20 protein-coding genes are annotated in these 18,897 nt (G+C 70.3%); 4 read left to right on the forward strand and 16 right to left on the reverse strand.

Annotated elements, in window-relative coordinates:
• Window positions 1-55: 55 nt before the first annotated feature.
• Window positions 56-865: a hypothetical protein gene (locus ACWH49_RS07360; protein ID WP_448170866.1), complete on the reverse strand. Its 810-nt coding sequence runs from the start codon at window positions 863-865 to the stop codon at window positions 56-58.
• Window positions 866-968: 103 nt separating this feature from the next.
• On the opposite strand from ACWH49_RS07360, the gene ACWH49_RS07365 reads away from it, so the two are divergent.
• Window positions 969-1,889: a DMT family transporter gene (locus ACWH49_RS07365; RefSeq protein ID WP_448170867.1), complete on the forward strand. Its 921-nt coding sequence runs from the start codon at window positions 969-971 to the stop codon at window positions 1,887-1,889.
• 22 nt (window positions 1,890-1,911) lie between these two features.
• On the opposite strand, the gene ACWH49_RS07370 is transcribed toward ACWH49_RS07365, so the two are convergent.
• From ACWH49_RS07370 to ACWH49_RS07385, 4 genes are read right to left on the reverse strand one after another with little or no spacing between them, the layout of a single operon-like run.
• Window positions 1,912-3,093: an isovaleryl-CoA dehydrogenase gene (locus ACWH49_RS07370; RefSeq protein ID WP_448170868.1), complete on the reverse strand. Its 1,182-nt coding sequence runs from the start codon at window positions 3,091-3,093 to the stop codon at window positions 1,912-1,914.
• 25 nt (window positions 3,094-3,118) lie between these two features.
• A complete protein-coding gene (locus tag ACWH49_RS07375) occupies window positions 3,119-3,571 on the reverse strand; it encodes a PaaI family thioesterase (protein ID WP_448170869.1) in 453 nt (150 codons plus the stop codon).
• Window positions 3,572-3,574: 3 nt separating this feature from the next.
• The gene (locus tag ACWH49_RS07380) at window positions 3,575-4,120 is read right to left on the reverse strand and encodes a Dps family protein (protein ID WP_448170870.1); all 546 of its coding nucleotides are present in this window, start codon (window positions 4,118-4,120) and stop codon (window positions 3,575-3,577) included.
• 34 nt (window positions 4,121-4,154) lie between these two features.
• Window positions 4,155-4,568, reverse strand: a complete 414-nt coding sequence (locus ACWH49_RS07385) for a MerR family transcriptional regulator (RefSeq protein ID WP_448170871.1) — start codon at window positions 4,566-4,568, stop codon at window positions 4,155-4,157.
• Between the two features lie 98 nt (window positions 4,569-4,666).
• Between ACWH49_RS07385 and ACWH49_RS07390 the strand changes: the two genes are divergently transcribed.
• On the forward strand, window positions 4,667-5,725 hold the full coding sequence (locus ACWH49_RS07390) for an MBL fold metallo-hydrolase (protein ID WP_448170872.1): 1,059 nt from the start codon (window positions 4,667-4,669) through the stop codon (window positions 5,723-5,725).
• A gap of 3 nt (window positions 5,726-5,728) precedes the next feature.
• Here ACWH49_RS07390 and ACWH49_RS07395 read toward each other — a convergent pair whose 3' ends face one another.
• The 9 genes from ACWH49_RS07395 to glyQ all read right to left on the reverse strand — a co-directional run bounded on the left by ACWH49_RS07395 (window position 5,729) and on the right by glyQ (window position 13,628).
• The gene (locus tag ACWH49_RS07395; protein WP_448170873.1) at window positions 5,729-6,211 is read right to left on the reverse strand and encodes a 2,4'-dihydroxyacetophenone dioxygenase family protein; all 483 of its coding nucleotides are present in this window, start codon (window positions 6,209-6,211) and stop codon (window positions 5,729-5,731) included.
• Between the two features lie 10 nt (window positions 6,212-6,221).
• Window positions 6,222-6,944 (reverse strand): SDR family NAD(P)-dependent oxidoreductase, encoded by a 723-nt coding sequence (locus ACWH49_RS07400; RefSeq protein ID WP_448170874.1) that lies wholly within the window; start codon window positions 6,942-6,944, stop codon window positions 6,222-6,224.
• Complete coding sequence (locus ACWH49_RS07405; RefSeq protein ID WP_448170875.1) at window positions 6,941-7,867, reverse strand: sugar kinase; 927 nt, start codon at window positions 7,865-7,867, stop codon at window positions 6,941-6,943. Before ACWH49_RS07405 ends, ACWH49_RS07400 begins: the two co-directional genes overlap by 4 nt.
• A 66-nt stretch (window positions 7,868-7,933) precedes the next feature.
• Window positions 7,934-8,242: a hypothetical protein gene (locus tag ACWH49_RS07410; RefSeq protein ID WP_448170876.1), complete on the reverse strand. Its 309-nt coding sequence runs from the start codon at window positions 8,240-8,242 to the stop codon at window positions 7,934-7,936.
• A gap of 6 nt (window positions 8,243-8,248) precedes the next feature.
• Window positions 8,249-9,193: a M48 family metallopeptidase gene (locus tag ACWH49_RS07415; protein ID WP_448170877.1), complete on the reverse strand. Its 945-nt coding sequence runs from the start codon at window positions 9,191-9,193 to the stop codon at window positions 8,249-8,251.
• A gap of 5 nt (window positions 9,194-9,198) precedes the next feature.
• On the reverse strand, window positions 9,199-9,972 hold the full coding sequence (locus ACWH49_RS07420) for a lysophospholipid acyltransferase family protein (RefSeq protein ID WP_448170878.1): 774 nt from the start codon (window positions 9,970-9,972) through the stop codon (window positions 9,199-9,201).
• On the reverse strand, window positions 9,972-10,580 hold the full coding sequence (gene gmhB / locus ACWH49_RS07425; RefSeq protein ID WP_448174326.1) for a D-glycero-beta-D-manno-heptose 1,7-bisphosphate 7-phosphatase: 609 nt from the start codon (window positions 10,578-10,580) through the stop codon (window positions 9,972-9,974). The genes ACWH49_RS07420 and gmhB overlap by 1 nt, the downstream gene beginning before the upstream one ends.
• A 19-nt stretch (window positions 10,581-10,599) precedes the next feature.
• Entirely contained in the window at window positions 10,600-12,708 is a 2,109-nt protein-coding gene (glyS, locus tag ACWH49_RS07430; RefSeq protein ID WP_448174327.1) for a glycine--tRNA ligase subunit beta, read from the reverse strand.
• Between the two features lie 2 nt (window positions 12,709-12,710).
• A complete protein-coding gene (gene glyQ, locus ACWH49_RS07435; protein ID WP_448170879.1) occupies window positions 12,711-13,628 on the reverse strand; it encodes a glycine--tRNA ligase subunit alpha in 918 nt (305 codons plus the stop codon).
• A 95-nt stretch (window positions 13,629-13,723) separates the two neighbouring features.
• On the opposite strand from glyQ, the gene ACWH49_RS07440 reads away from it, so the two are divergent.
• Together ACWH49_RS07440 and ACWH49_RS07445 are read left to right on the forward strand one after the other, a co-directional pair.
• On the forward strand, window positions 13,724-14,599 hold the full coding sequence (locus ACWH49_RS07440) for a bile acid:sodium symporter family protein (RefSeq protein ID WP_448170880.1): 876 nt from the start codon (window positions 13,724-13,726) through the stop codon (window positions 14,597-14,599).
• Window positions 14,580-16,331: an N-acyl-D-amino-acid deacylase family protein gene (locus ACWH49_RS07445; RefSeq protein ID WP_448170881.1), complete on the forward strand. Its 1,752-nt coding sequence runs from the start codon at window positions 14,580-14,582 to the stop codon at window positions 16,329-16,331. The genes ACWH49_RS07440 and ACWH49_RS07445 overlap by 20 nt, the downstream gene beginning before the upstream one ends.
• Here ACWH49_RS07445 and lnt read toward each other — a convergent pair.
• Complete coding sequence (gene lnt, locus ACWH49_RS07450) at window positions 16,288-17,847, reverse strand: apolipoprotein N-acyltransferase (RefSeq protein WP_448170882.1); 1,560 nt, start codon at window positions 17,845-17,847, stop codon at window positions 16,288-16,290. The two genes, ACWH49_RS07445 and lnt, sit on opposite strands and share 44 nt — an antisense overlap.
• The gene (locus ACWH49_RS07455; RefSeq protein ID WP_056465729.1) at window positions 17,844-18,740 is read right to left on the reverse strand and encodes an HlyC/CorC family transporter; all 897 of its coding nucleotides are present in this window, start codon (window positions 18,738-18,740) and stop codon (window positions 17,844-17,846) included. The genes lnt and ACWH49_RS07455 overlap by 4 nt, the downstream gene beginning before the upstream one ends.
• Window positions 18,741-18,897 lie beyond the last annotated feature (157 nt).

Raw genomic sequence — 18,897 nt, forward strand, 5'->3', positions numbered from 1 at the left:
TGCACACCCCTGGGTACAAGTCCGCAAGCGGTGACCTCAGGGGTTTCCCGAAGGCTCAGCCCTTCGGGTCCGGAACGAACGCCGGAAAAGGATCGGGCTGGACAGGGGCCGGGCGGCGCGGTCGGATCACGCCGAGCGCGAGCAGGTTGTCGGCGCTGTCGTAGCGGATCCGAGCGATCTCCGCCGGTCGCTCACTGGCACGTTCGAACGCGGTGCGGACGGTCGGCGCGTACTCGCGCTCGCCGTGGCCGGTGCCCAGGCGCTCGTCACGCGCGGCGGCCTTGGCGGACGCCTCCTGTGCCGGCGGCGCCGCGGCCCGCGCGGCACCGTTCGACGATTCTGCTGCCGCGTCTGCCCGGCCCAGCGGGGCCGCGTCGATCCGGGGCGCCGGCAGCGCCACCGGCTCGGGCCGCTTCTCGCGGAACACCGCCACGCCGATCACTCCCACGTTGTCGGGCCGGTCGGTGCGCGCCGCATACGAATCGGGTAGCGCGGTGAAGTAGAACGCCGCGGCCTCGGTCAGGCTCTTGCGCCAGCCGGTGATCTCGGTCGTCTGGTACGGGCCGAGCACGTAGCCGGTCTGGCCGGTCGATGCGGTCTCGCCGCTGACCGCGTTGACGCCGTCGACCGACAGCACGACCAGCACCCGCTCGCCGCTGCGGTTGCTCAGCCGCACCGCGTAGCGCGTGCCGGGGCGGCCGGCGACCCAGGCCTCGCCGCGGTGCGCGTGCACCGCCAGCGGCTCGTTGCGGCCGCGATCGACGAGTTCCATCTCGACGAGGCGGCCGACGGCGGCGGCGGGTGTGGCGAGGACGGCCGCGGCGGACGCGGCAAGGAGGGCAAGGACATCGCGGCGCTGGAACATGACGGGCTCCCGAAGTTGAGTGACGACACCGGGTTGCACGCACGGCGCCCTCGTTCGGGGTGAAAGGAACGCAAGAAAAATCTGCCCGCCACAATCCGCACCCATGTCGTCACCCGCCTCCTCGTCCGCCCCGGTCGCGCTCTCCGGCGCGGCCTTCGCCACGCTGCTGCTGATCGCGCTGATGATGGGCGCCAACCATGTCGCCGCGCGGGTCGCGTTCGACCATGGCGTCGACGTCGTCACCGCCGTCGCCGTGCGCAGCACCGTGACGGCGCTGGTCGTGCTCGCAGTGCTGCTGACGCAGCAGGTGCCGCTGCGGGTGCCGGCGCGCCACGCGAAGGCGCTGCTCGGCGTCGGCCTGCTGATCGCGGTGCAGAGCGTGTGCCTGTATTCGGCGGTCGCGCGGCTGCCGGTGGCGCTGGCGCTGCTGGCGTTCAACACCTACCCGCTGTGGACAGCGCTGTGGGCGCGCCTCGCGTACGGCCACCGCGCGGAACGCCGCACGCTGCTGGCAATGCCGGTGATGCTGGCCGGGCTGGCGCTCGCGCTCGACGTGTTCGGTGCCGCGTCAGGCCTGGGCGCCGCGGCGCAGTGGCGGCAGATCGGCGCCGGCGTCGCGTTCGCGCTTGCAGCGGCGGCCACCTTCGGGCTCGCGCTGGTGTTGATCCAGCACGAGACGAACGGCGTCGACGGCCGGTTGCGCACCGCCACCACGATGGCGATCGTCGCGGTGCTGGCGCTCGCCGGCGCGGGGGTGCAGGGCGGATTGCACCTGCCGAACGCGGCCGCCGGCTGGGTCGGCCTGGGGATGCTGACCTTCCTGTACGGCACCGCGTTCACGATCCTGTTCACGGTGCTGCCGCGGCTCGGCGTCGTCGGCAACTCGGCGATCATGAACGTCGAGCCGATCTTCGCGCTGGTGATCGCGTGGGCCGTGCTCGGCCAGTCGATCGCGGCGGTGCAGGTGCTGGGCGGGCTCCTGGTCGTCGCGACCGTGGTCTGGCTCGGGCTGCGCAAGGGCTGACGCCGCGGTCAGCCGCTGCGCGTCACATCGTCTCGGCGAACAGTTCGCGACCGATCAGCATGCGCCGGATCTCGCTCGTGCCGGCGCCGATCTCGTACAGCTTGGCGTCGCGCCACAGCCGGCCGAGCGGGTACTCGTTGATGTAGCCGTTGCCGCCGAAGATCTGGATGCCCTCGCCGGCCATCCACGTGGCCTTCTCGGCACACCACAGGATCACGCTCGCGCAGTCCTTGCGAACCTGGCGCACGTGCTCGGTGCCGAGCATGTCGAGGTTCTTCGCGACCGTGTACGCGAACGCGCGCCCGGCCTGCAGCACCGTGTACATGTCGGCGACCTTGCCCTGGATCAGCTGGAACTCGCCGATGCTCTGGCCGAACTGCTTGCGGTCGTGGATGTAGGGCACCACGCTGTCCATCACCGCCTGCATGATGCCGAGCGGCCCGCCGGTCAGCACCGCGCGCTCGTAGTCGAGCCCGCTCATCAGCACCTTGGCGCCGCCGTTCAGCGCGCCCAGCACGTTCTCGGCCGGCACCTCGACGTTCTGGAACACCAGCTCGCCGGTGTGGCTGCCGCGCATGCCGAGCTTGTCGAGCTTCTGCGCGATGCTGAAGCCCTTCATGCCCTTCTCGATCAGGAACGCGGTGACGCCGCGCGCGCCGAGCTCCGGCTCGGTCTTGGCGTAGACGACCAGCGTGTCGGCATCCGGGCCGTTGGTGATCCACATCTTGTTGCCGTTGAGCAGGTAGTGGTCGCCCTTGTCCTGCGCCTTCAGCTTCATGCTGATCACGTCGGAACCGGCGCCCGGCTCGCTCATCGCCAGCGCGCCCACGTGCTCGCCGCTGATCAGCTTCGGCAGGTACTTCGCGCGCTGCGCATCGCTGCCGTTGCGCTTGATCTGGTTCACGCACAGGTTGCTGTGCGCACCGTAGCTGAGGCCGACCGACGCGCTCGCGCGGCTGATCTCCTCCATCGCGATCATGTGCGCTAGGTAGCCCATGTCGGCGCCGCCGTACTCCTCGCTGACGGTGATGCCGAGCACGCCCAGCGCGCCCATCTTGCGCCACAGGTCCATCGGGAACTGGTCGGTGCGGTCGATCTCGGCCGCGCGCGGCGCGATCTCGGCCTGCGCGAATTCACGGACGGCGTCGCGCAGCGCGTCGACATCGTCGCCGAGCTGGAAGTTCAGGCCGGGCAGGTTGTTCATGGTGTCGTCTCCTTCGGAATCTGTTCTAGTGCCGCACGTCGTCGCGGCCGATCACGGTCATCACGGTCGCGGTCATCGTCGCGATCAGTTTCTTCTCGCGGTTGTCGGCCTCGAACTGCCAGGCCTTGCCGTCGACGACGCTGATCGTGCGGCCGCCCTTGGTCACCAGCCCCTCGAACTCGAGCAGCGGGCCGCGCGCCGGCGCCAGCAGGTTGATCTTGAACTCGATCGTCAGCACCCCTGCGTCGAGCGGCATCAGCGTGAACGCGGCGAAGCCGCAGGCCGAGTCGAGCGCCGCGGCGACCATGCCGGCGTGGACGAAGCCGTGCTGCTGCGTCAGCTCCGGCCGGTGCCGCATCGCGATCACGACGCGGCCCGGCTCGACCGCCGCCAGCGACGCACCGAGCGTGCGCATGGCACCCTGCAGTGCGAACGACTCCTGCACACGCTGCGCGAAATCCGGGTTGCGGGCCTGCATCGGTCAGACGGTGTCGCGGGTGGCCTCGAACAGGAACCACGCGCGGCGCTCGGCGTCGTCGATCCAGTTCTCGAGCAGGCTGGTCGTGACCACGTCGTTCAGCTCGTCGGTCAGCGCATGGGCCTCGCGCATGCGCTCGACCATGTCGCGGTTGTCGTTGCGCAGTTCGGCGAGCATGTCCTTCGGCGCCACGAAATCGGCGTCGTTGTCGAGCACGCGCTGCAGCTTGGCAATGTGGCCGATCGAGCGCAGCGTGGTGCCGCCGATCTTGCGCACCCGCTCGGCCAGGTCGTCGGTGACGGCGTAGATCTGGTCGGCCTGCTCGTCGAGCATCAGGTGATAGTCGCGGAAATGCGGGCCGCTCATGTGCCAGTGGAAGTTCTTGGTCTTCAGGTACAGCGCGAAGAAGTCCGCCAGCAGCGCGTTCAGCGAGCCGGCGAGTTGCGGCGTGGCCTTGGCGGCCAGGTCGGTCGGCGTGTTCAGCGGCGCCATGCGGCGGGTCTGCGCGCTCGGCGCGGCGGGCTTCGTCTTCGTCTTGGTCTTGGCCATGGAAATCTCCGGGGGTGGTAGGGACGGATTCAGCTTACCCGCGCGCCGCGGCTTTCCGCGCGCCGGCGCCGGCCAGCAGGCGGCGCGCTTCCTTCTCGTGCGAGCGGACTTCGTCGAGCGTGGCGTGCAGGTCGGCCAGCTGCTGCTCCAGCTGCGCCCGGTGCGCGCCCAGCACCGCGAGGTACTTCTGCAGCTGCGGCTGGGTGTCGCGCGGCGATTCGTACATGTCGACCAGCTCCTTGACCTCCGCCAGCGTCAGCCCGAGGCGCTTGCCGCGCAGCGTGAGCTTCAGGCGGGTGCGCTCGCGCTGGGTGTAGACGCGGTTGCGGCCGCTGCGCTGCGGCGTGATCAGCCCGCAATCCTCGTAGAAGCGGATCGCACGGGTCGTCAGGTCGAACTCGCGGGCGAGCTCGCCGATCGTGAAGGTCTTGAACGGGGCGGCAGACATCTGGGTGACAGCGGCGATGAAGCGGACGGCCTACACTGGGCTCGAATTGACGTTTACGTCAAGTGCACAAAGTGTAGTTGGGGAATCCGATGAAGGCCATGAACGCGCTCGAAATGCAGCTCACCTACCCGCTCGGCGAGGCGCTGCCCGAACTCGGCACCACGCTGGAGGTGGCGCCGGGCGTGCGCTGGCTGCGCATGCTGCTGCCGTTCCAGCTCGACCACATCAACCTGTGGCTGCTGCGCGACCGGATCGACGGCCGCGACGGCTGGACCATCGTCGACTGCGGCATCACCAACGACGCGACCCGCGCCGCGTGGGAGACGATCTTCGCCAACGAGCTGCAGGGGTTGCCGGTGCTGCGCGTGGTCGTCACCCACATGCACCCCGACCACATCGGCCTGGCGCACTGGCTGACCGAGCGCTGGAACGTGCGCCTCTGGTGCAGCGCGACGGACTACAACGTGGCGCGCCTGGCCAGCAGCGGCATCGCCGCGATCGGCGGCGAGGCGACGGCCCGCTTCATGGCGAGCCACGGCCTGACAGACGAGGAATCGCAGACCAAGATCAAGGCGCGCACGAACTACTACAAGAGCATGGTGCCGGACCTGCCGCACGCCTACCGCCGCCTGCTCGGAGGCGATGTTCTGGCCATCGGCGGCCACGACTGGACCTGCCATGCCGGCTACGGCCACGCCCCCGAACACATGTCGCTGCACTGCGCACAGCTCGGCGTGCTGATCAGCGGCGACATGGTGCTGCCGCGCATCTCGACCAATGTCAGCGTGCACGAGGGCGAGCCCGAGGCCAACCCGCTGATGCTTTACCTCGACTCGATCAAGCGCATGAAGGCGCTGCCCGAGGACACGCTGGTGCTGCCCTCGCACGGCCGGCCGTTCCGCGGCCTGCACACCCGCGTCGACCAGCTCGTCGCGCACCACGACGAACGCTTCGCCGATGTGCTCGCCGCCTGTGCCGAGGCGCCGCAGCACGCGGCCGACCTGCTGATGGTGCTGTTCCGCCGCAAGCTCGACCTGCACCAGACCACGTTCGCGATGGGCGAGTCGGTGGCGCACCTGCATGCGCTGTGGCTCGCGGGCCAACTGACGCGCCGGCTCGACGCCGACGGGATCTACCGCTTCACGACGGCGGCGTAGCGTTCAGCGCACGAACTGGTCGACGTAGGACGCGCCGAGGCCGACCGCCTCGTAGTGCGCGCGGCACATCTCGAGCTTGGTGAACACGTCTTCGTAGCCGGTCTGTTGGCCGTCCTCGTCGAGGTAGATCATCGCACCGGAGATGTTGAAGAAGGTGATCATCTCGGCACAGTCGGCCGGCACCTCGAGCGTGTGGGTTTCGCCCGGTGGCTCGTAGACGAAGTCGCCCTCGTTCGCGACCCAGTCGTGCTCGCGGTAGAACCAGCGGCCCTTGATCACGTAGCCGACCACCAGCATCGGGTGTCGGTGGCGCGACAGCACACCCGAGCGGCGCACCCGCAGCAGATTGCACCAGCCGCCCGAGACGGTGTTGAGCAGCAGCGGGCGGAACCAGACGTTGTCCGCCTGCGGCACCCAGACGCGCTCGTCGGCGGGGATGGCATTGGCGACGATCTCGGGCTGCAGGCCGAACGGTTGAACTGTCATCGCATCGCCCTCACGAAATCAGGTAGCCGCCGTCGACCGGCAGGATCACGCCGGTGACGAAGCGCGCGGCCTCGCTGGCGAGGAAGAACACCGGGTCGGCCACGTCCTCGGGCGTGCCCCAGCGCGCCAGCGGCGTGCGCGCGACGATCGTCCCGCTGCGCGCCGGGTCGGCCTGCAGCGCGGCCGTCAGCGGCGTCGCGATCCAGCCCGGCGCGACCGCGTTGACGCGGATGCCGTCGACGGCATAGGCGATCGCCAGCGACTTGGTCAGTTGCCCGATGCCGCCCTTGCTGGCCGAGTACGCCGGCACCAGGCCGCCGCCGAAGAACGTGAGCATCGACGCGGTGTTGACGATGCACCCGCGGGTCTGCGCGAGCAGCGTGCGCGCGGCGGCGCTGGTGCGCATGCTGCCGTTCAGGTTGATGTCGACGACCTCGGCGAATACGGCAGGGTCGTGCTCGGCGCCGCGGCGGATCACGCCGGCGCAGTTGACCAGCACGTCGAGCGCATCCAGGCGCGCGAAGAAGGCCTCGACCGCGGCGGCGTCGCGCACGTCGAGCACCTCGAACGACAGCGCGCCGTGCCCGCCGGCGGCACTGGCCGCGGCGGTTTCGGTCAGCGACGCGCCAGAGGCGATCACATGCGCGCCTGACGCCGCGAAGCGCGCGGCGATCGCGTGGCCGATGCCACTGGTGCCGCCGATGACGACGACGCGACGTGCGGGCTCGCTCATGCGGTCTCCTTCGCCATGAACGCCCGCACATCGGCCGGGCGGGGAATCGGCGCAACGGCACCGAAACCGGTGGTCGTGAGCGCGGCAGCGGCGTTGGCGTACCGGACCGCGTCCAGCATCGCGTCCCCGGCGGCCAGCCGCGCGAGCAGCGCGCCGGCGAAGCAGTCCCCCGCCCCCGTCGCATCGACTGCATCGACGATCCGACCGGGGACCGCGGTACGGTCCTGCGGCGTGCCGACGATCGCGCCGTCCTTGCCGAGCTTGAGCACGACCACCGGCGCGCCAGCCGCCAGGCACCAGTCCATGATGGCGGCGCGCCCGGTCAGGCCGGTGAACAGTTCGGCATCCTCGAGGCTGGGCAGGAAGATGTCGCAGTTCGCCACAGTCTCCTTGATGATGGCCCGGGCGCGCGCCAGCGACCACAGCTTCAGGCGCAGGTTGGAGTCGTAGGCGACGCGCACGCCGCTCGCGCGCGCCAGCGCGATCGCCGCGAACACGGTGTCGCACGCGCTGGCGCTGATGGCCTGGCTGATGCCCGAGACATGCAGGAACTTCGCACCGCGGATCAGCGCCTGCGGCAGGTCGTCCGGCGTCATGCGGCTCGCGGCGCTGCCGGCGCGCAGGTAACTGAACGCGTGGCCGTTCGCGCCGTGGGTCACGAAGTACACGCCGGTGGGCGCCTGCGGGTCGCGGATCACGGCCGAGGTGCCGACCTGTTCACCGCCCCACAACGCCATGATGCGGTCGCCGAAGTCGTCGGCGCCGAGCCTCGTCACGTAGGCGGTGCGCGCACCCTGGCGCGCCGCCGCGATGATCGCATTCGAGGTGTCGCCGCCGAAGCCCTGCACGAACTCCGGCGCGTTCGGCCGGACCTGGTTGAACTCGATCATCGGCTCGCCGAGGGCTACGATTTCTGCATTCATCCGGGCAATCGTACGCGGTCGGCGGCGCGCGTCGCGGCAGGCGGCACCCGGCCTCGCCTTTGCCGCTCAGCACACGCCGCAGAACGGCCAACCGAGCAGTTCGGCGGTGCGCCGCACCACCCACTCGGCTTCGGGCGCCTCGACCGTCGTCGGCGGCGCGAGCAAGCCGCGGTGCACCCGCACCAGCACCTGGCCTTCGTCGACACCGTCGCGAAAGTGGATGGTGCTGCAGTGCTCGGTCAGCAGGTTCGCCATGTCCTCGCAGAACTCGTGGCGCGCGGCGATCGTCTCGCGCGGCGCGGTGAGCCGGCCGCGCGCATCGCTGTAGAGCGCGATGAACGAGTCGGGGACGAAGGTCTGGTTGTCGTCGTACACGACGTCCTAGTCGAGGAGCGGGACCAGCCCGTCCTTCAGGCTGCCGCGCGCCTGCTCGTAGTCGGGCAGCACCGAGCGCACCACGTCCCAGAAGCGCGGGCTGTGGTCCATGTGGCGCAGGTGCGCGAGTTCGTGCGCGACGACGTAGTCGATGCTCGGCAGCGCGAAGTGGATCAGCCGCCAGTTGAGGCGGATCGAGCCGTCGGCGCTCGCGCTGCCCCAGCGCGTCTGCGCCGACGACAGGCTCAGCCGCGTCACGCGCACGCGCAGCAGCGGCGCGAAGTGCGCGATGCGTTCCTCGAACACGCGCCGCGCCTGGCGCTGCAGCCAGCTCTGCACCGTGTCGCGGATCTGTTCCGGCGCCGCCGTGTGCGGCAGGCCGACGTGCAACGTCAGCCGCGGCACGCCGGGCAAGGCTTGCGCATCGGTGTTGAGCACCGCGCCGGTGGCGCGCGGATCGAGCACGACGATCACGGTCTCGCCGAGGAACGGCAGCGACGTGCCGTCGCGCCAGTCGACCTTGGCCGACTGCAGACGTTGGGCTCGTTCCTGCTGCTCCTGCAGCTTCTTCAGGATCCAGCGCGACTTCTCCTGCAGCGCCGCTTCGATGTCGTGGAGCCCGACCCATCTCGGCGCACTCACGCTCAGGCCTTCGATGCCGACGATGAAGCCGATGCTGCGCCGCCGTGCGCGCTTCAGTGCATAGGCGACGACGTGATCGTTCAGGCGGATCTCGCGATCGGCCTGCGGGTGACGGAAGACGGCGGGAGCAAGCACGCTGGAGAGGGAGGCAGGTGATGGAGTCGGAACGGGACGGAAGGTCGGTGCCGCGGCTTCGACGTTCGGCGGCGCCGCGTCAGCGTGATGCACCGCGGCCGGTGCCGCCGGCGGCACCTCGTCGAACAGCGCGAGCTGTCGCGGGGTGTCGAGGGCGGCGCGGCGTGGTGGCATCGGCCTCAGCGTCGGGGGGCGGGCGCCTCGACCGGCGGCTGGCCGACATAGGCCTCGGGATCGAGCCGCCGCATCTCGGTCTCGATCCAGGCCTCGACCTCGCGCATCAGCTCGTCGGGCTCGCGGCCGGTGGAGGCGATCGGCGGGCCGACCGACACGTCGATCACGCCCGGCCGCAGCACGAAGCTCTTGCGCGGCCAGCAGCGCGCCGAGGTCACGGCCACCGGCAGCACCGGCCGTTCGGTCTGGATCGCCAGGCGCGTGCCGCCGGACTTGTAGGTGCCCTTCGCGCCGCGCGCCGCGCGCGTGCCTTCCGGGAACATGATGACCCAGTGGCCCTTGGCCATGAACTTGCGCCCCTGTGCGGCCACCAGGTTCCAGGCCTCGGCGCGCTTGCTGCGGTCGATGTGGATCATGTCCATGCGTGCCATCGCCCAGCCGAAGAACGGGATGTAGAGCAGCTCGCGCTTGAACACGTAGCACAGCGGGTGCGGCATCAGGCCGGGGAACGCGAAGGTCTCCCAGGTCGACTGGTGCTTGGGCAGCATCACGACCGGCGTGTCGGGCAGGTGGTCGAAGCCGTGCAGCCGCGCACGCACGCCGCAGATGACCTTGGCGCCCCAGATCGCGGTGCGCAGCCAGCCAACGCACATCCAGTAGACGACGTTGCCCTTCGCGAAGATCGAAACCACCAGCACCGCGAGCGCCCAGGGGACCACCGTCACGGCCATGAAGAGCACGAACAGCGCCGAGCGCACGGCGTTCAGGGCGTGGCGCATCAGTCGAGCCTCCCGAAGCCGGAGTCGGACTCGCCGGTGGCCACGCGACTCTTGCGCTCCTGGCGGATCAGGTGCTCGGCGAAGGCCGCCAGGTCGGCGTGCACGCGCGTGCCGGGCACCTGCGCGCACAACGCCGCGATCGCCGCGTCGCCGAGGCGGCCGCCCTTGCCGGTGCGCACGAAATGCGGTTGACAGCCGACGGCCGCGCCGGCCTGCAGGTCGCGCAGCGAATCGCCGACGACGGGCACGTCGCGCAGCGGCACGCCGAAGCGCTCGCCGATCTGTTCGAACAGCCCCGGCAACGGTTTGCGACAGCTGCAGCCGTCCTCCGGCGTGTGCGGGCAGAAGAACACCGCGTCGATGCGGCCGCCCTGCTTTGCGAGCAACTGGTTCATCTTGACGTGCATCGCGTTGAGGGTGGCCATGTCGAAGGTGCCGCGGCCGAGGCCGGACTGGTTGGTCGCGACGACGGTGTGCCAGCCCGCCTGGTTGAGCCGAGCGATCGCCTCGAGCGCGCCCGGGATCGGCACCCACTCGTCCGGCGTCTTGACGAAATCGTCGCGGTCCTCGTTGATCGTGCCGTCACGGTCGAGGATGATCAGCTTCATCGGGGTCATGGGAGGGCCATCAGGTCGCCAGCTTCGACAGATCGGCGACGCGGTTCATCGCGGCGTGCAAGGTGGCCAGCAGGCCGAGCCGGTTGGCGCGCAGCGCGGCATCGTCGGCGTTGACCATCACGCCGTCGAAGAACGCGTCGACGGGCGTCCGCAGCGCCGCCAGCGCCTGCAGCGAGGCGGCGTAGTCGCCGCGCTCGAAGGCCGCGTCGGCCCGCGGCGTCGCGAGCGCGAGTGCATCGTTCAACGCGGCCTCGGCCGGCTCGTGCAGCAGCGCCGCGTCGACCCGCGCGGCCACCGTGCCGTCCACCTTCTTCAGGATGTTGCCGACGCGCTTGTTGGCCGCCGCCAGCGAGGCGGCCTCGGGCAGCGCGGCGAAGGCGCGCACCGCCGCGAGCCGCGCCGAGACGTCGGCCAGCCGCGCCGGCCGCAGCGCGAGCACCGCGTCGACCTCCTGGGCGCTGTAGCCCTGCTCGCGCAGGGTGCCCGAAAGGCGGTCGTAGACGAAGTCGAGCAGCTGGGCGGGCGCCGCGGTCTCGGTCAGCAACGGGCCCATCGCCTGCGCGGCGGTGGCGACGAGGTCGTCCAGGCGCAGCGGCAGGTCGCGCTCGACCAGCATGCGGATCACGCCGAGCGCGTGGCGGCGCAGCGCGAACGGATCCTTGTCGCCGGTGGGCACCTGGCCGATGCCGAACAGGCCGACCAGCGTCTCCAGCTTGTCGGCGAGCGCGACCGCGAGGCCGGCGTCGTTGCGCGGCAGCGCGTCGCCGGCGAAGCGCGGGCGGTAGTGGTCCTCGATCGCGATCGCGACGGCCCCGGGCTCGCCGTCGTGGCGCGCGTAGTAGCCGCCCATCGTGCCCTGCAGCTCGGGGAACTCGCCGACCATGTCGGTCACGAGGTCGGTCTTCGCGAGCAGCGCAGCGCGGTCGGCCAGCGCCGCCAGCTCGGCGCCGCCGAGCTTCTCGCCGATCGCCTTCGCGATCACGCGCACGCGCTCGGTGCGCTCGCCCTGCGTACCGAGCTTGCCGTGGTAGACCACCTTGCCCAGGCCGGCGACACGCGACTCGAGCGACTTCTTGCGGTCCTGGTCGAAGAAGAACTTCGCGTCCGCCAGGCGCGGGCGCACGACGCGCTCGTTGCCCTCGATCACGCGGCTCGGGTCGGCCGGGCGGATGTTGCTGACGATCAGGAACTGGTTGGTGAGCTTGCCCGCCGCATCGAGCAGCGGGAAGTACTTCTGGTTCGCCTTCATCGTCAGGATCAGGCATTCCTGCGGCACGGCGAGGAACTCCTGTTCGAACTTGCACACCAGGACGTTCGGGCGCTCGACCAGTGCGGTGACTTCGTCGAGCAAGGCCGCGTCGTCGATCGGTGTCAGGCCCTGCCGCGCGGCGGCGGCCTGCAGCTGGCGCGCGATCTCGGCGCGGCGCGCATCGAAGCTCGCGATCACGGCGCCCTGCTGCGCCAGCGGCTCGGCGTAATGATCGGCACCGCGCAACTCGATCGGGTCGGTCGTCGCCTCGAAGCGGTGACCGTGCGTGGCGCGCCCGGCCGTCAGGCCGAGCGCCGTGACCGGCACGACGGTGTCGCCATGCAGCGCGACCAGCCCGTGCGCCGGGCGGACGAAGTTCACGCTGGTCCAGCCGTCGGCCAGCTGGTACTGCATGACCTTCGGGATCGGCAGCTTCGACAGCGCCTCGTCGAGCGCCTTCTGCAGGCCCTCGGCCAGCGTCGCACCGGTGACCGTGCTGTCGAGGAACAGCGCCTCCGCCTTGCCATCCATCTGGCGCTTCAGCGTCGCCACGGCCGACGCGTCGGCGCCGACGCTGGCAAGCTTCTTCAGCAGCGCCGGCGTGGCCTCGCCGGCCGCGTTCAGGCCGACGCTGACCGGCATCAGCTTCTGCGACACCGCCTTGTCGGCGGCCTGCGGGGCGACCGCCGTCACATGCGCCGCGAGGCGCCGCGGCGACGCGAACGACGTGACGACCGACGCGTCGGTGGCCAGGCCTTGCGCCGTCAACCCCGCGGCCAGCAGGCGGGCGAACTCGTCGCCCAGTTTCTTCAGCGCCTTCGGCGGCAGTTCCTCGACGAACAGTTCGACCAGCAGATTCTTCGGGATCATGCTCATGCCGCCTTCTTCGCCATCAGCGCGGCGACTTCATCGCCCCACGCCTGGGGCGCCATCGGGAAGCCGAGCCGCGCGCGGCTCTCGAGATAGCTCTGCGCAACCGCGCGCGCCAGATTGCGGATGCGGCCGATGTAGGCGGCCCGCTCGGTCACGCTGATCGCGCCGCGCGCATCGAGCAGGTTGAAGCTGTGGCCGGCCTTGAGCAGCTGCTCGTAGGCCGGCAGCGCGAGTTGCTGCTCCATCAGGTGCTTCGACTGTCTCTCGTGCGCCCCGAAGGCGGTCAGCAGGAACTCGACATCGCTGTGCTCGAAGTTGTAGGTGCTCTGCTCGACCTCGTTCTGCTTGTAGACGTCCCCGTAGCTGAGGCCGTCGGTCCAGGTCAGGTTGTAGACGTTGTCGACGCCCTGCAGGTACATCGCGAGCCGCTCCAGGCCGTAGGTGATCTCGCCGGTGATCGGCTTGCAATCGAGCCCGCCGACCTGCTGGAAATAGGTGAATTGCGTCACCTCCATGCCGTTCAGCCAGACCTCCCAGCCCAGCCCCCAGGCGCCGAGCGTCGGGTTCTCCCAGTCGTCCTCGACGAAGCGCACGTCGTTCGCCTTCAGGTCGAAGCCGAGCGCTTCGAGCGAGCCGAGGTAGAGCTCGAGGATGTTGGCCGGCGCGGGTTTCAGCACGACCTGGTACTGGTAGTAGTGCTGCAGCCGGTTCGGGTTCTCGCCGTAGCGGCCGTCTTTGGGCCGGCGGCTGGGCTGCACGTAGGCGGCCTTCCAAGGCTCGGGGCCGATCGCGCGCAGGAAGGTCGCGGTGTGGCTGGTGCCGGCCCCCACTTCCATGTCGTACGGCTGCAGCAGCGCGCAGCCTTGCGATGCCCAGTAGTCCTGCAACTTGAGAATGATCTGCTGGAAGGTGAGCATCGGCCGTGGCTGTGGGGGTGGTCTGCGTAAACCCTTGATTCTAGAGGGCGGGTGCGCTGCTAGCCTCGCGGCCACCGACCTCCTCGCGCCCACGCATGACGACCCAGCAGCTGATCCTGAGCCTCGTGCTCGCGACGATGGTGTTCTCGGTCGCGCTCGAACTGAAGGTCGCCGACTTCACCCGCGTCGCGCAGACGCCGCGCGCCGTCGTCTGCGGACTGATCCCGCAGTTCGTGCTGCTGCCGGTCGGCACCTGGCTGGCGACGCTGCTGCTCGACCTGCCGCCGAACGTGGAGGCCGCGATGATCCTGGTCGCCGCCTGCCCGGGCGGCTCGCTGTCGAACGTGATCACGCATTTCGGGCGCGGAAACACGGCGCTGTCGGTCAGCATCTCGGCCGTCGCGGCGCTGATGGCGCTGTTCCTGACGCCGTTCAACTTCACCTGGATGATGGCGACCAACCCGGCCACTGCCGGCTGGATGCGCGAACTGTCGATCGACCCGTCCGACATCTGGTGGAGCCTGCTGGCGCTGCTGGCGTTGCCGATGGCGCTCGGGCTGACGCTGAGCCACCGCTGGCCGGCCCTGACCGGGAAGATCCGCAAGCCGCTCGGCACCTTTAGCCTGGTCGCGTTGCTGCTGTTCATCGCCGCGGGCCTGTTCAGCCAGCGCGCGCTCCTGACCGTGAACATCCTGCCGCAGCTGCTGATCGTCGTGCTCCACAACGCTGCCGGGCTGCTGATGGGCTGGTTGTGCGCGCTCGCGTTCCGCGTGGCCGAGCGCGACCGCCGCGCGATCATGATCGAGGGCGGGATGCAGAACTCGGGCCTCGCGCTCGGCATCGTCGCGGTGCAATTCGGCGCCGACCTCGGCATGGTGATCATCGCCAGCCTGTGGGGCATCTGGCACATCGTGTCGGGCCTCGCGCTCGGCGTTCTCTGGAGAAGCAAGGATGCTCGACTGGCTCATTGAAGGCGGCACCGTCGTCGACGGCAGCGGCGGCCTGCCGTTCACCGCCGACGTGGGGGTGAAGGACGGCGTGATCGTCGAGGTCGGGAAGATCACCGCCGCAGCCCGCGAGCGCATCGACGCGGCCGGCGCGTGGGTCACGCCCGGCTTCGTCGACATCCACACCCACTACGACGGCCAGGCCACCTGGGACGAGACGTTCTCGCCCAGCATCCACCACGGCGTCACGACCGTCGTGATGGGCAACTGCGGTGTCGGCTTCGCGCCGGTGGTCAAGGGCCGCGAGGGCGAGCTGATCAAGCTGATGGAAGGCGTCGAGGACATCCCCGGCGCCGCGCTCGCCGAAGGCATCCGCTGGAACTGGGAGAGCTTCCCGCAGTTCATGGACGCGCTGGATGCGACGCCGCACAGCCTCGACTTCCTGGTGCAGATCCCGCACGACCCGGTGCGCATGGCGGTGATGGGCGAACGCGCGTTCACGCAGCACGCGGCCGACGCGAACGACATCGCGGCAATGCGCGCGCTGGTGCGCGAAGCGCTGATGGCGGGCGCGGTCGGCTGGAGCACCGGGCGCAGCGACAACCACCGCACGTCGGAAGGCAAGGAGACGCCCGCCGCCGAGGCGACGGCCGCCGAGTTGTGCGGCATCGCGAGCGCGTTCGAAGGTCTCTCGCACGGCGTGATCCAGATGGTCAGCGACTTCGACGTGCTGAAGGGCCCGCAACGCTTCGACGCCGAATTCGACCTCGTCGAGCAAATCGCCCGCGCCTCGGGCCGCCCGCTGTCGATGACCTGGCTGCAGCGCGACCCGGGCGGCGCGCAGTGGCAGGCGATCCGCGAGCGGGTCGACGCGGCGGTGGCGGGCGGGCTGCCGCTGTACCTGCAGACCGCCGCGCGCGGCATCGGCGTGATCAACGGGCTGGACGCGAGCTTTCATCCGTTCATGGGTTTCCCGTCGTTCAAGGAGATCGCCCACCTGCCGCTCGCCGAACGCGCCGCGGCGATGCGCGACCCGGCGCGCAAGGCGCGCGTGCTGGCCGAGAAGTCCGACGCGATGGCCGGCGACGGCACCGCGATCCCGCCGCTGGTCGACCTCCTGCTCGCCAACATCGAACTGGTCAGCGGCCGCATGTTTCCGCTGGACGCGGCGCCGAACTACGAGCCGACCGTGATGGACAGCTTCCTCGTTCGCGCGAAGCAGCGCGGCACGACCGCCCTCGAAGCGCTCTACGACCACCTGGCCGAGGGCGATGGCGCGAACCTCATCTATTTCCCGATCTTCAACTACAACGACGGCTCGCTGTCGACCGTGCGCAGCATGCTCGCGCACCCGCGCGCGCTCGCGGGGCTGAGCGACGCGGGCGCGCATGTCGGCACCATCTGCGACGCGAGCTTCACCACCTTCATGCTCAGCCACTGGGTGCGCGACCGCGCCGAAGGCCGCCTGCCTCTGCAGACCGCGGTCGAGATGCTGACGAGCCGCAATGCGCGCTACCTCGGTTTGAACGACCGTGGCGAGATCGCGGTCGGCCGCCGCGCGGACCTGAACCTGATCGATCCGGAGCGCCTCGGCGTCGGCGCGGCGCAGCTGGTGCGCGACCTGCCCGCCGGCGGCCGGCGCTTCCTGCAGAAAGGCGTCGGCTACCTCGGCACCTGGGTCGCCGGCCAATGGGTTCAGCGCGACGGTGTCATCACTGCAGCGCGTCCCGGCCGCCTCGTGCGGGCCGGGCGCTGATCACGAGGATCAGGAAACCGAGCGCCCACAGCGGCCACAGGTCGACCCTGGCCGCCCACCAGGCGAACGGCGTCAGGCCGGTGCGGCCTTCGACCCGTGCGTCGAGCACGCCTTGCGTGTAGCGCGGCAGCGCGGCGGTCACGCGGCCGGTGTGGTCGATCACGACCGTGGCGCCGGTGTTGGTGGCGCGCAGCATCGGGCGCTGGAATTCGAGCGCGCGCATTCGCGAGATCTGCAGGTGCTGGTCGATCGCGATCGTGTCGCCGAACCAGCCGATGTTGCTGATGTTCGCGAAGATCGTCGGCGCCTGCGCCTCCGCCGCGAAGCGCGCCGCCAGTTCCTCGCCGAACAGGTCCTCGTAGCAGATGTTCGCGCCGATGCGCTGACCACGGAACGCGAACGATGCGGCGCCGACCGGGCCGCGGTTGAAATCGCCGAGCGGGATGTTCATCAGCTCGGTGAACCAGCGGAAACCGAACGGGATGAACTCGCCGAACGGCACGAGGTGGTGCTTGTCGTAGCGGTAGTAGCCGTTCGGCAGGCTTGCGGTCGCGGCGGAGATGCCCGCCGCCGAGTTCGTGTAGCCGACGTCCTGATCGCCGAGTGGCAGCCCGAGCAGCACGGCCCGCGGCCCGCGCTGGAAGTGCTCGACGAGCGCGGCCCAGTACGCCGGGTCGAGCTGGCTCGGCAGCAGCGGGATCACCGTCTCGGGCGCGACGACCAGCTCGCCGCGAGCGGCGAGCAAGTTCTTCAGCGTCCAGTCCAGCGCCTGCGGCATCGCGGTGGCGGCAAACTTCTCGTCCTGCGCGACGTTGCCCTGCAGCAGCGTGACGCTCAACGTACCCGCCGGCTGCGAGAATCGGCCCGGGCCGAACAGCGCGCCCGCGCCGAGAACGAGCGCGAACGCGGCCAACGACGCCCCCCGCGCGCGCCAGCCGCTGCGCCAGCCGAACGCCAGCCACGCCGCCAGCACCGCGCCGACGAACCCCAAGCCGTACACGCCGATCCACGGTGCGAGCGCGGCGAGCGGTCCGTCGACGTGCGCATAGCCGCTCGCGACCCAGGGAAAGCCGGTGAAGATCACGCCCCGCGCCAGTTCCGCCAGCAGCCAGCCGGCGCCGAAGAGCAGCGCGTCGCGCCACGCCACGCCGCTGCGCCAGCGCGCGAACGCCGCGAGTGCGGCCGCGAGATAGAGCGACAGGAACGCGCTCAACGCCGTGATTGCGGCCACCGCCAGCCACGCGGGCAGGCCGCCATAGGTGTGCAGGCTGATGAACAGCCACCACGTCCCCGCGCCCAGCCACGCGGTGCCGAACAACAGGCCCATGCCGGCTGCGCGCCGGGTGCCGGCGGCCGACGCACGCCACGCCAGCGCCGCGACGATCGCGAGCTGCAAGGGCCACGCCGCCGTGTGGACGAAGGCCAGGCTGTGGAGCGCGCCGAGCAGCGCCGCGAGCAACAGGTCGACCGACGGCGCCAGGCGGGGCGCCACCCCGGGCGCGGCCGACGTCGTCAAGCGCTGTCGGTCCCGGCGGCCGGCTCCGGCGCGCGCGTGACCTTGAACCAGCGGACTGCGCCTCCGCGCGTCAACATGACCGAGAACATCAGGTCACCGACGATCACCGCCTCGCCGCGCCGCGGCACGCGGCCCAGCTCGTGCGCGACCAGGCCGCCGATGCTGTCGAACTCGTCGGTGGGCAGCACCGTGCCGAAGGCTTCGTTGACCGCGACGATGTCGACATCGCCCGCGACGCGCTGGCTGCCGTCGGCCAGCGTGTAGATGCCGGACTCGCCGTCCTTGTCGTCGAACTCGTCCTCGATCTCGCCGACGATCTCTTCCAGCACGTCCTCGATCGTGATCAGCCCGGCGGTGCTGCCGAACTCGTCGATCACGATCGCCAGGTGGTTGCGGTTGGAGCGGAAGTCGCGCAGCAGTTCGTTCAGGCCCTTCGATTCGGGCACGAACACCGCCGGGCGCAGCAGCGTGCGCAGGTTCAGGTCCGGCGAGCGCTGGAGCTTCAGCAGGTCCTTGGCCATCAGGATCCCGATCACGTTCTCGCGGCCGCCCTCGAACACCGGGAAACGCGAGTGGCCGGTGTCGATCACCAGGTGCAACAGCTCGTCGTAGTCGGAGGCGATGTCCAGCTGGTCCATGCGGCCGGCGGGCACCATCACGTCGCCGGCCGTCATGTCGGCCATGCGGATCACGCCCTCGAGCATCATCCGGGACTCCGGCGCGATCAGCGACTTGCTCTCCGCGTCGGCCAGCGACTCGATCAGCTGGTCACGCGATTCGGGGCCGGGCGCGATCAGTTCGATCAGCTTCTGGAACAGCGTGCGCCGCGCCGCCGGAGGCGCGGCGTTGACGTCGCCCCACCGAGAAGAGCGACCTGGATGCGGTTCGGACATCGCGCGGGGAGCGGAGAGTGGTGACCGGACAAGCTTAACCCAAGCCCGTGCGCGACCCCGCGCACGACGCGGTGCCCGCCGCAATGCCATGATTGCCGCCTCGCCGCGCCAGCCGCCTTGAACGGGCGCCCGCGGCCCCCACATTCCCAGATCGCCC

It is taken from the genome of Rhizobacter fulvus, from assembly GCF_964020785.1.

Coding starts and splice junctions, on each gene's coding strand:
- ACWH49_RS07360 (WP_448170866.1), bottom strand. CDS start 865: ATGTTCCAGCGCCGCGATGTCCTTGCCCTCCTTGCCGCGTCCGCCGCG.
- ACWH49_RS07365 (WP_448170867.1), top strand. CDS start 969: ATGTCGTCACCCGCCTCCTCGTCCGCCCCGGTCGCGCTCTCCGGCGCG.
- ACWH49_RS07370 (WP_448170868.1), bottom strand. CDS start 3,093: ATGAACAACCTGCCCGGCCTGAACTTCCAGCTCGGCGACGATGTCGAC.
- ACWH49_RS07375 (WP_448170869.1), bottom strand. CDS start 3,571: ATGCAGGCCCGCAACCCGGATTTCGCGCAGCGTGTGCAGGAGTCGTTC.
- ACWH49_RS07380 (WP_448170870.1), bottom strand. CDS start 4,120: ATGGCCAAGACCAAGACGAAGACGAAGCCCGCCGCGCCGAGCGCGCAG.
- ACWH49_RS07385 (WP_448170871.1), bottom strand. CDS start 4,568: ATGTCTGCCGCCCCGTTCAAGACCTTCACGATCGGCGAGCTCGCCCGC.
- ACWH49_RS07390 (WP_448170872.1), top strand. CDS start 4,667: ATGAACGCGCTCGAAATGCAGCTCACCTACCCGCTCGGCGAGGCGCTG.
- ACWH49_RS07395 (WP_448170873.1), bottom strand. CDS start 6,211: ATGACAGTTCAACCGTTCGGCCTGCAGCCCGAGATCGTCGCCAATGCC.
- ACWH49_RS07400 (WP_448170874.1), bottom strand. CDS start 6,944: ATGAGCGAGCCCGCACGTCGCGTCGTCGTCATCGGCGGCACCAGTGGC.
- ACWH49_RS07405 (WP_448170875.1), bottom strand. CDS start 7,867: ATGAATGCAGAAATCGTAGCCCTCGGCGAGCCGATGATCGAGTTCAAC.
- ACWH49_RS07415 (WP_448170877.1), bottom strand. CDS start 9,193: ATGCCACCACGCCGCGCCGCCCTCGACACCCCGCGACAGCTCGCGCTG.
- ACWH49_RS07420 (WP_448170878.1), bottom strand. CDS start 9,972: ATGCGCCACGCCCTGAACGCCGTGCGCTCGGCGCTGTTCGTGCTCTTC.
- gmhB (WP_448174326.1), bottom strand. CDS start 10,580: ATGAAGCTGATCATCCTCGACCGTGACGGCACGATCAACGAGGACCGC.
- glyS (WP_448174327.1), bottom strand. CDS start 12,708: ATGATCCCGAAGAATCTGCTGGTCGAACTGTTCGTCGAGGAACTGCCG.
- glyQ (WP_448170879.1), bottom strand. CDS start 13,628: ATGCTCACCTTCCAGCAGATCATTCTCAAGTTGCAGGACTACTGGGCA.
- ACWH49_RS07440 (WP_448170880.1), top strand. CDS start 13,724: ATGACGACCCAGCAGCTGATCCTGAGCCTCGTGCTCGCGACGATGGTG.
- ACWH49_RS07445 (WP_448170881.1), top strand. CDS start 14,580: ATGCTCGACTGGCTCATTGAAGGCGGCACCGTCGTCGACGGCAGCGGC.
- ACWH49_RS07455 (WP_056465729.1), bottom strand. CDS start 18,740: ATGTCCGAACCGCATCCAGGTCGCTCTTCTCGGTGGGGCGACGTCAAC.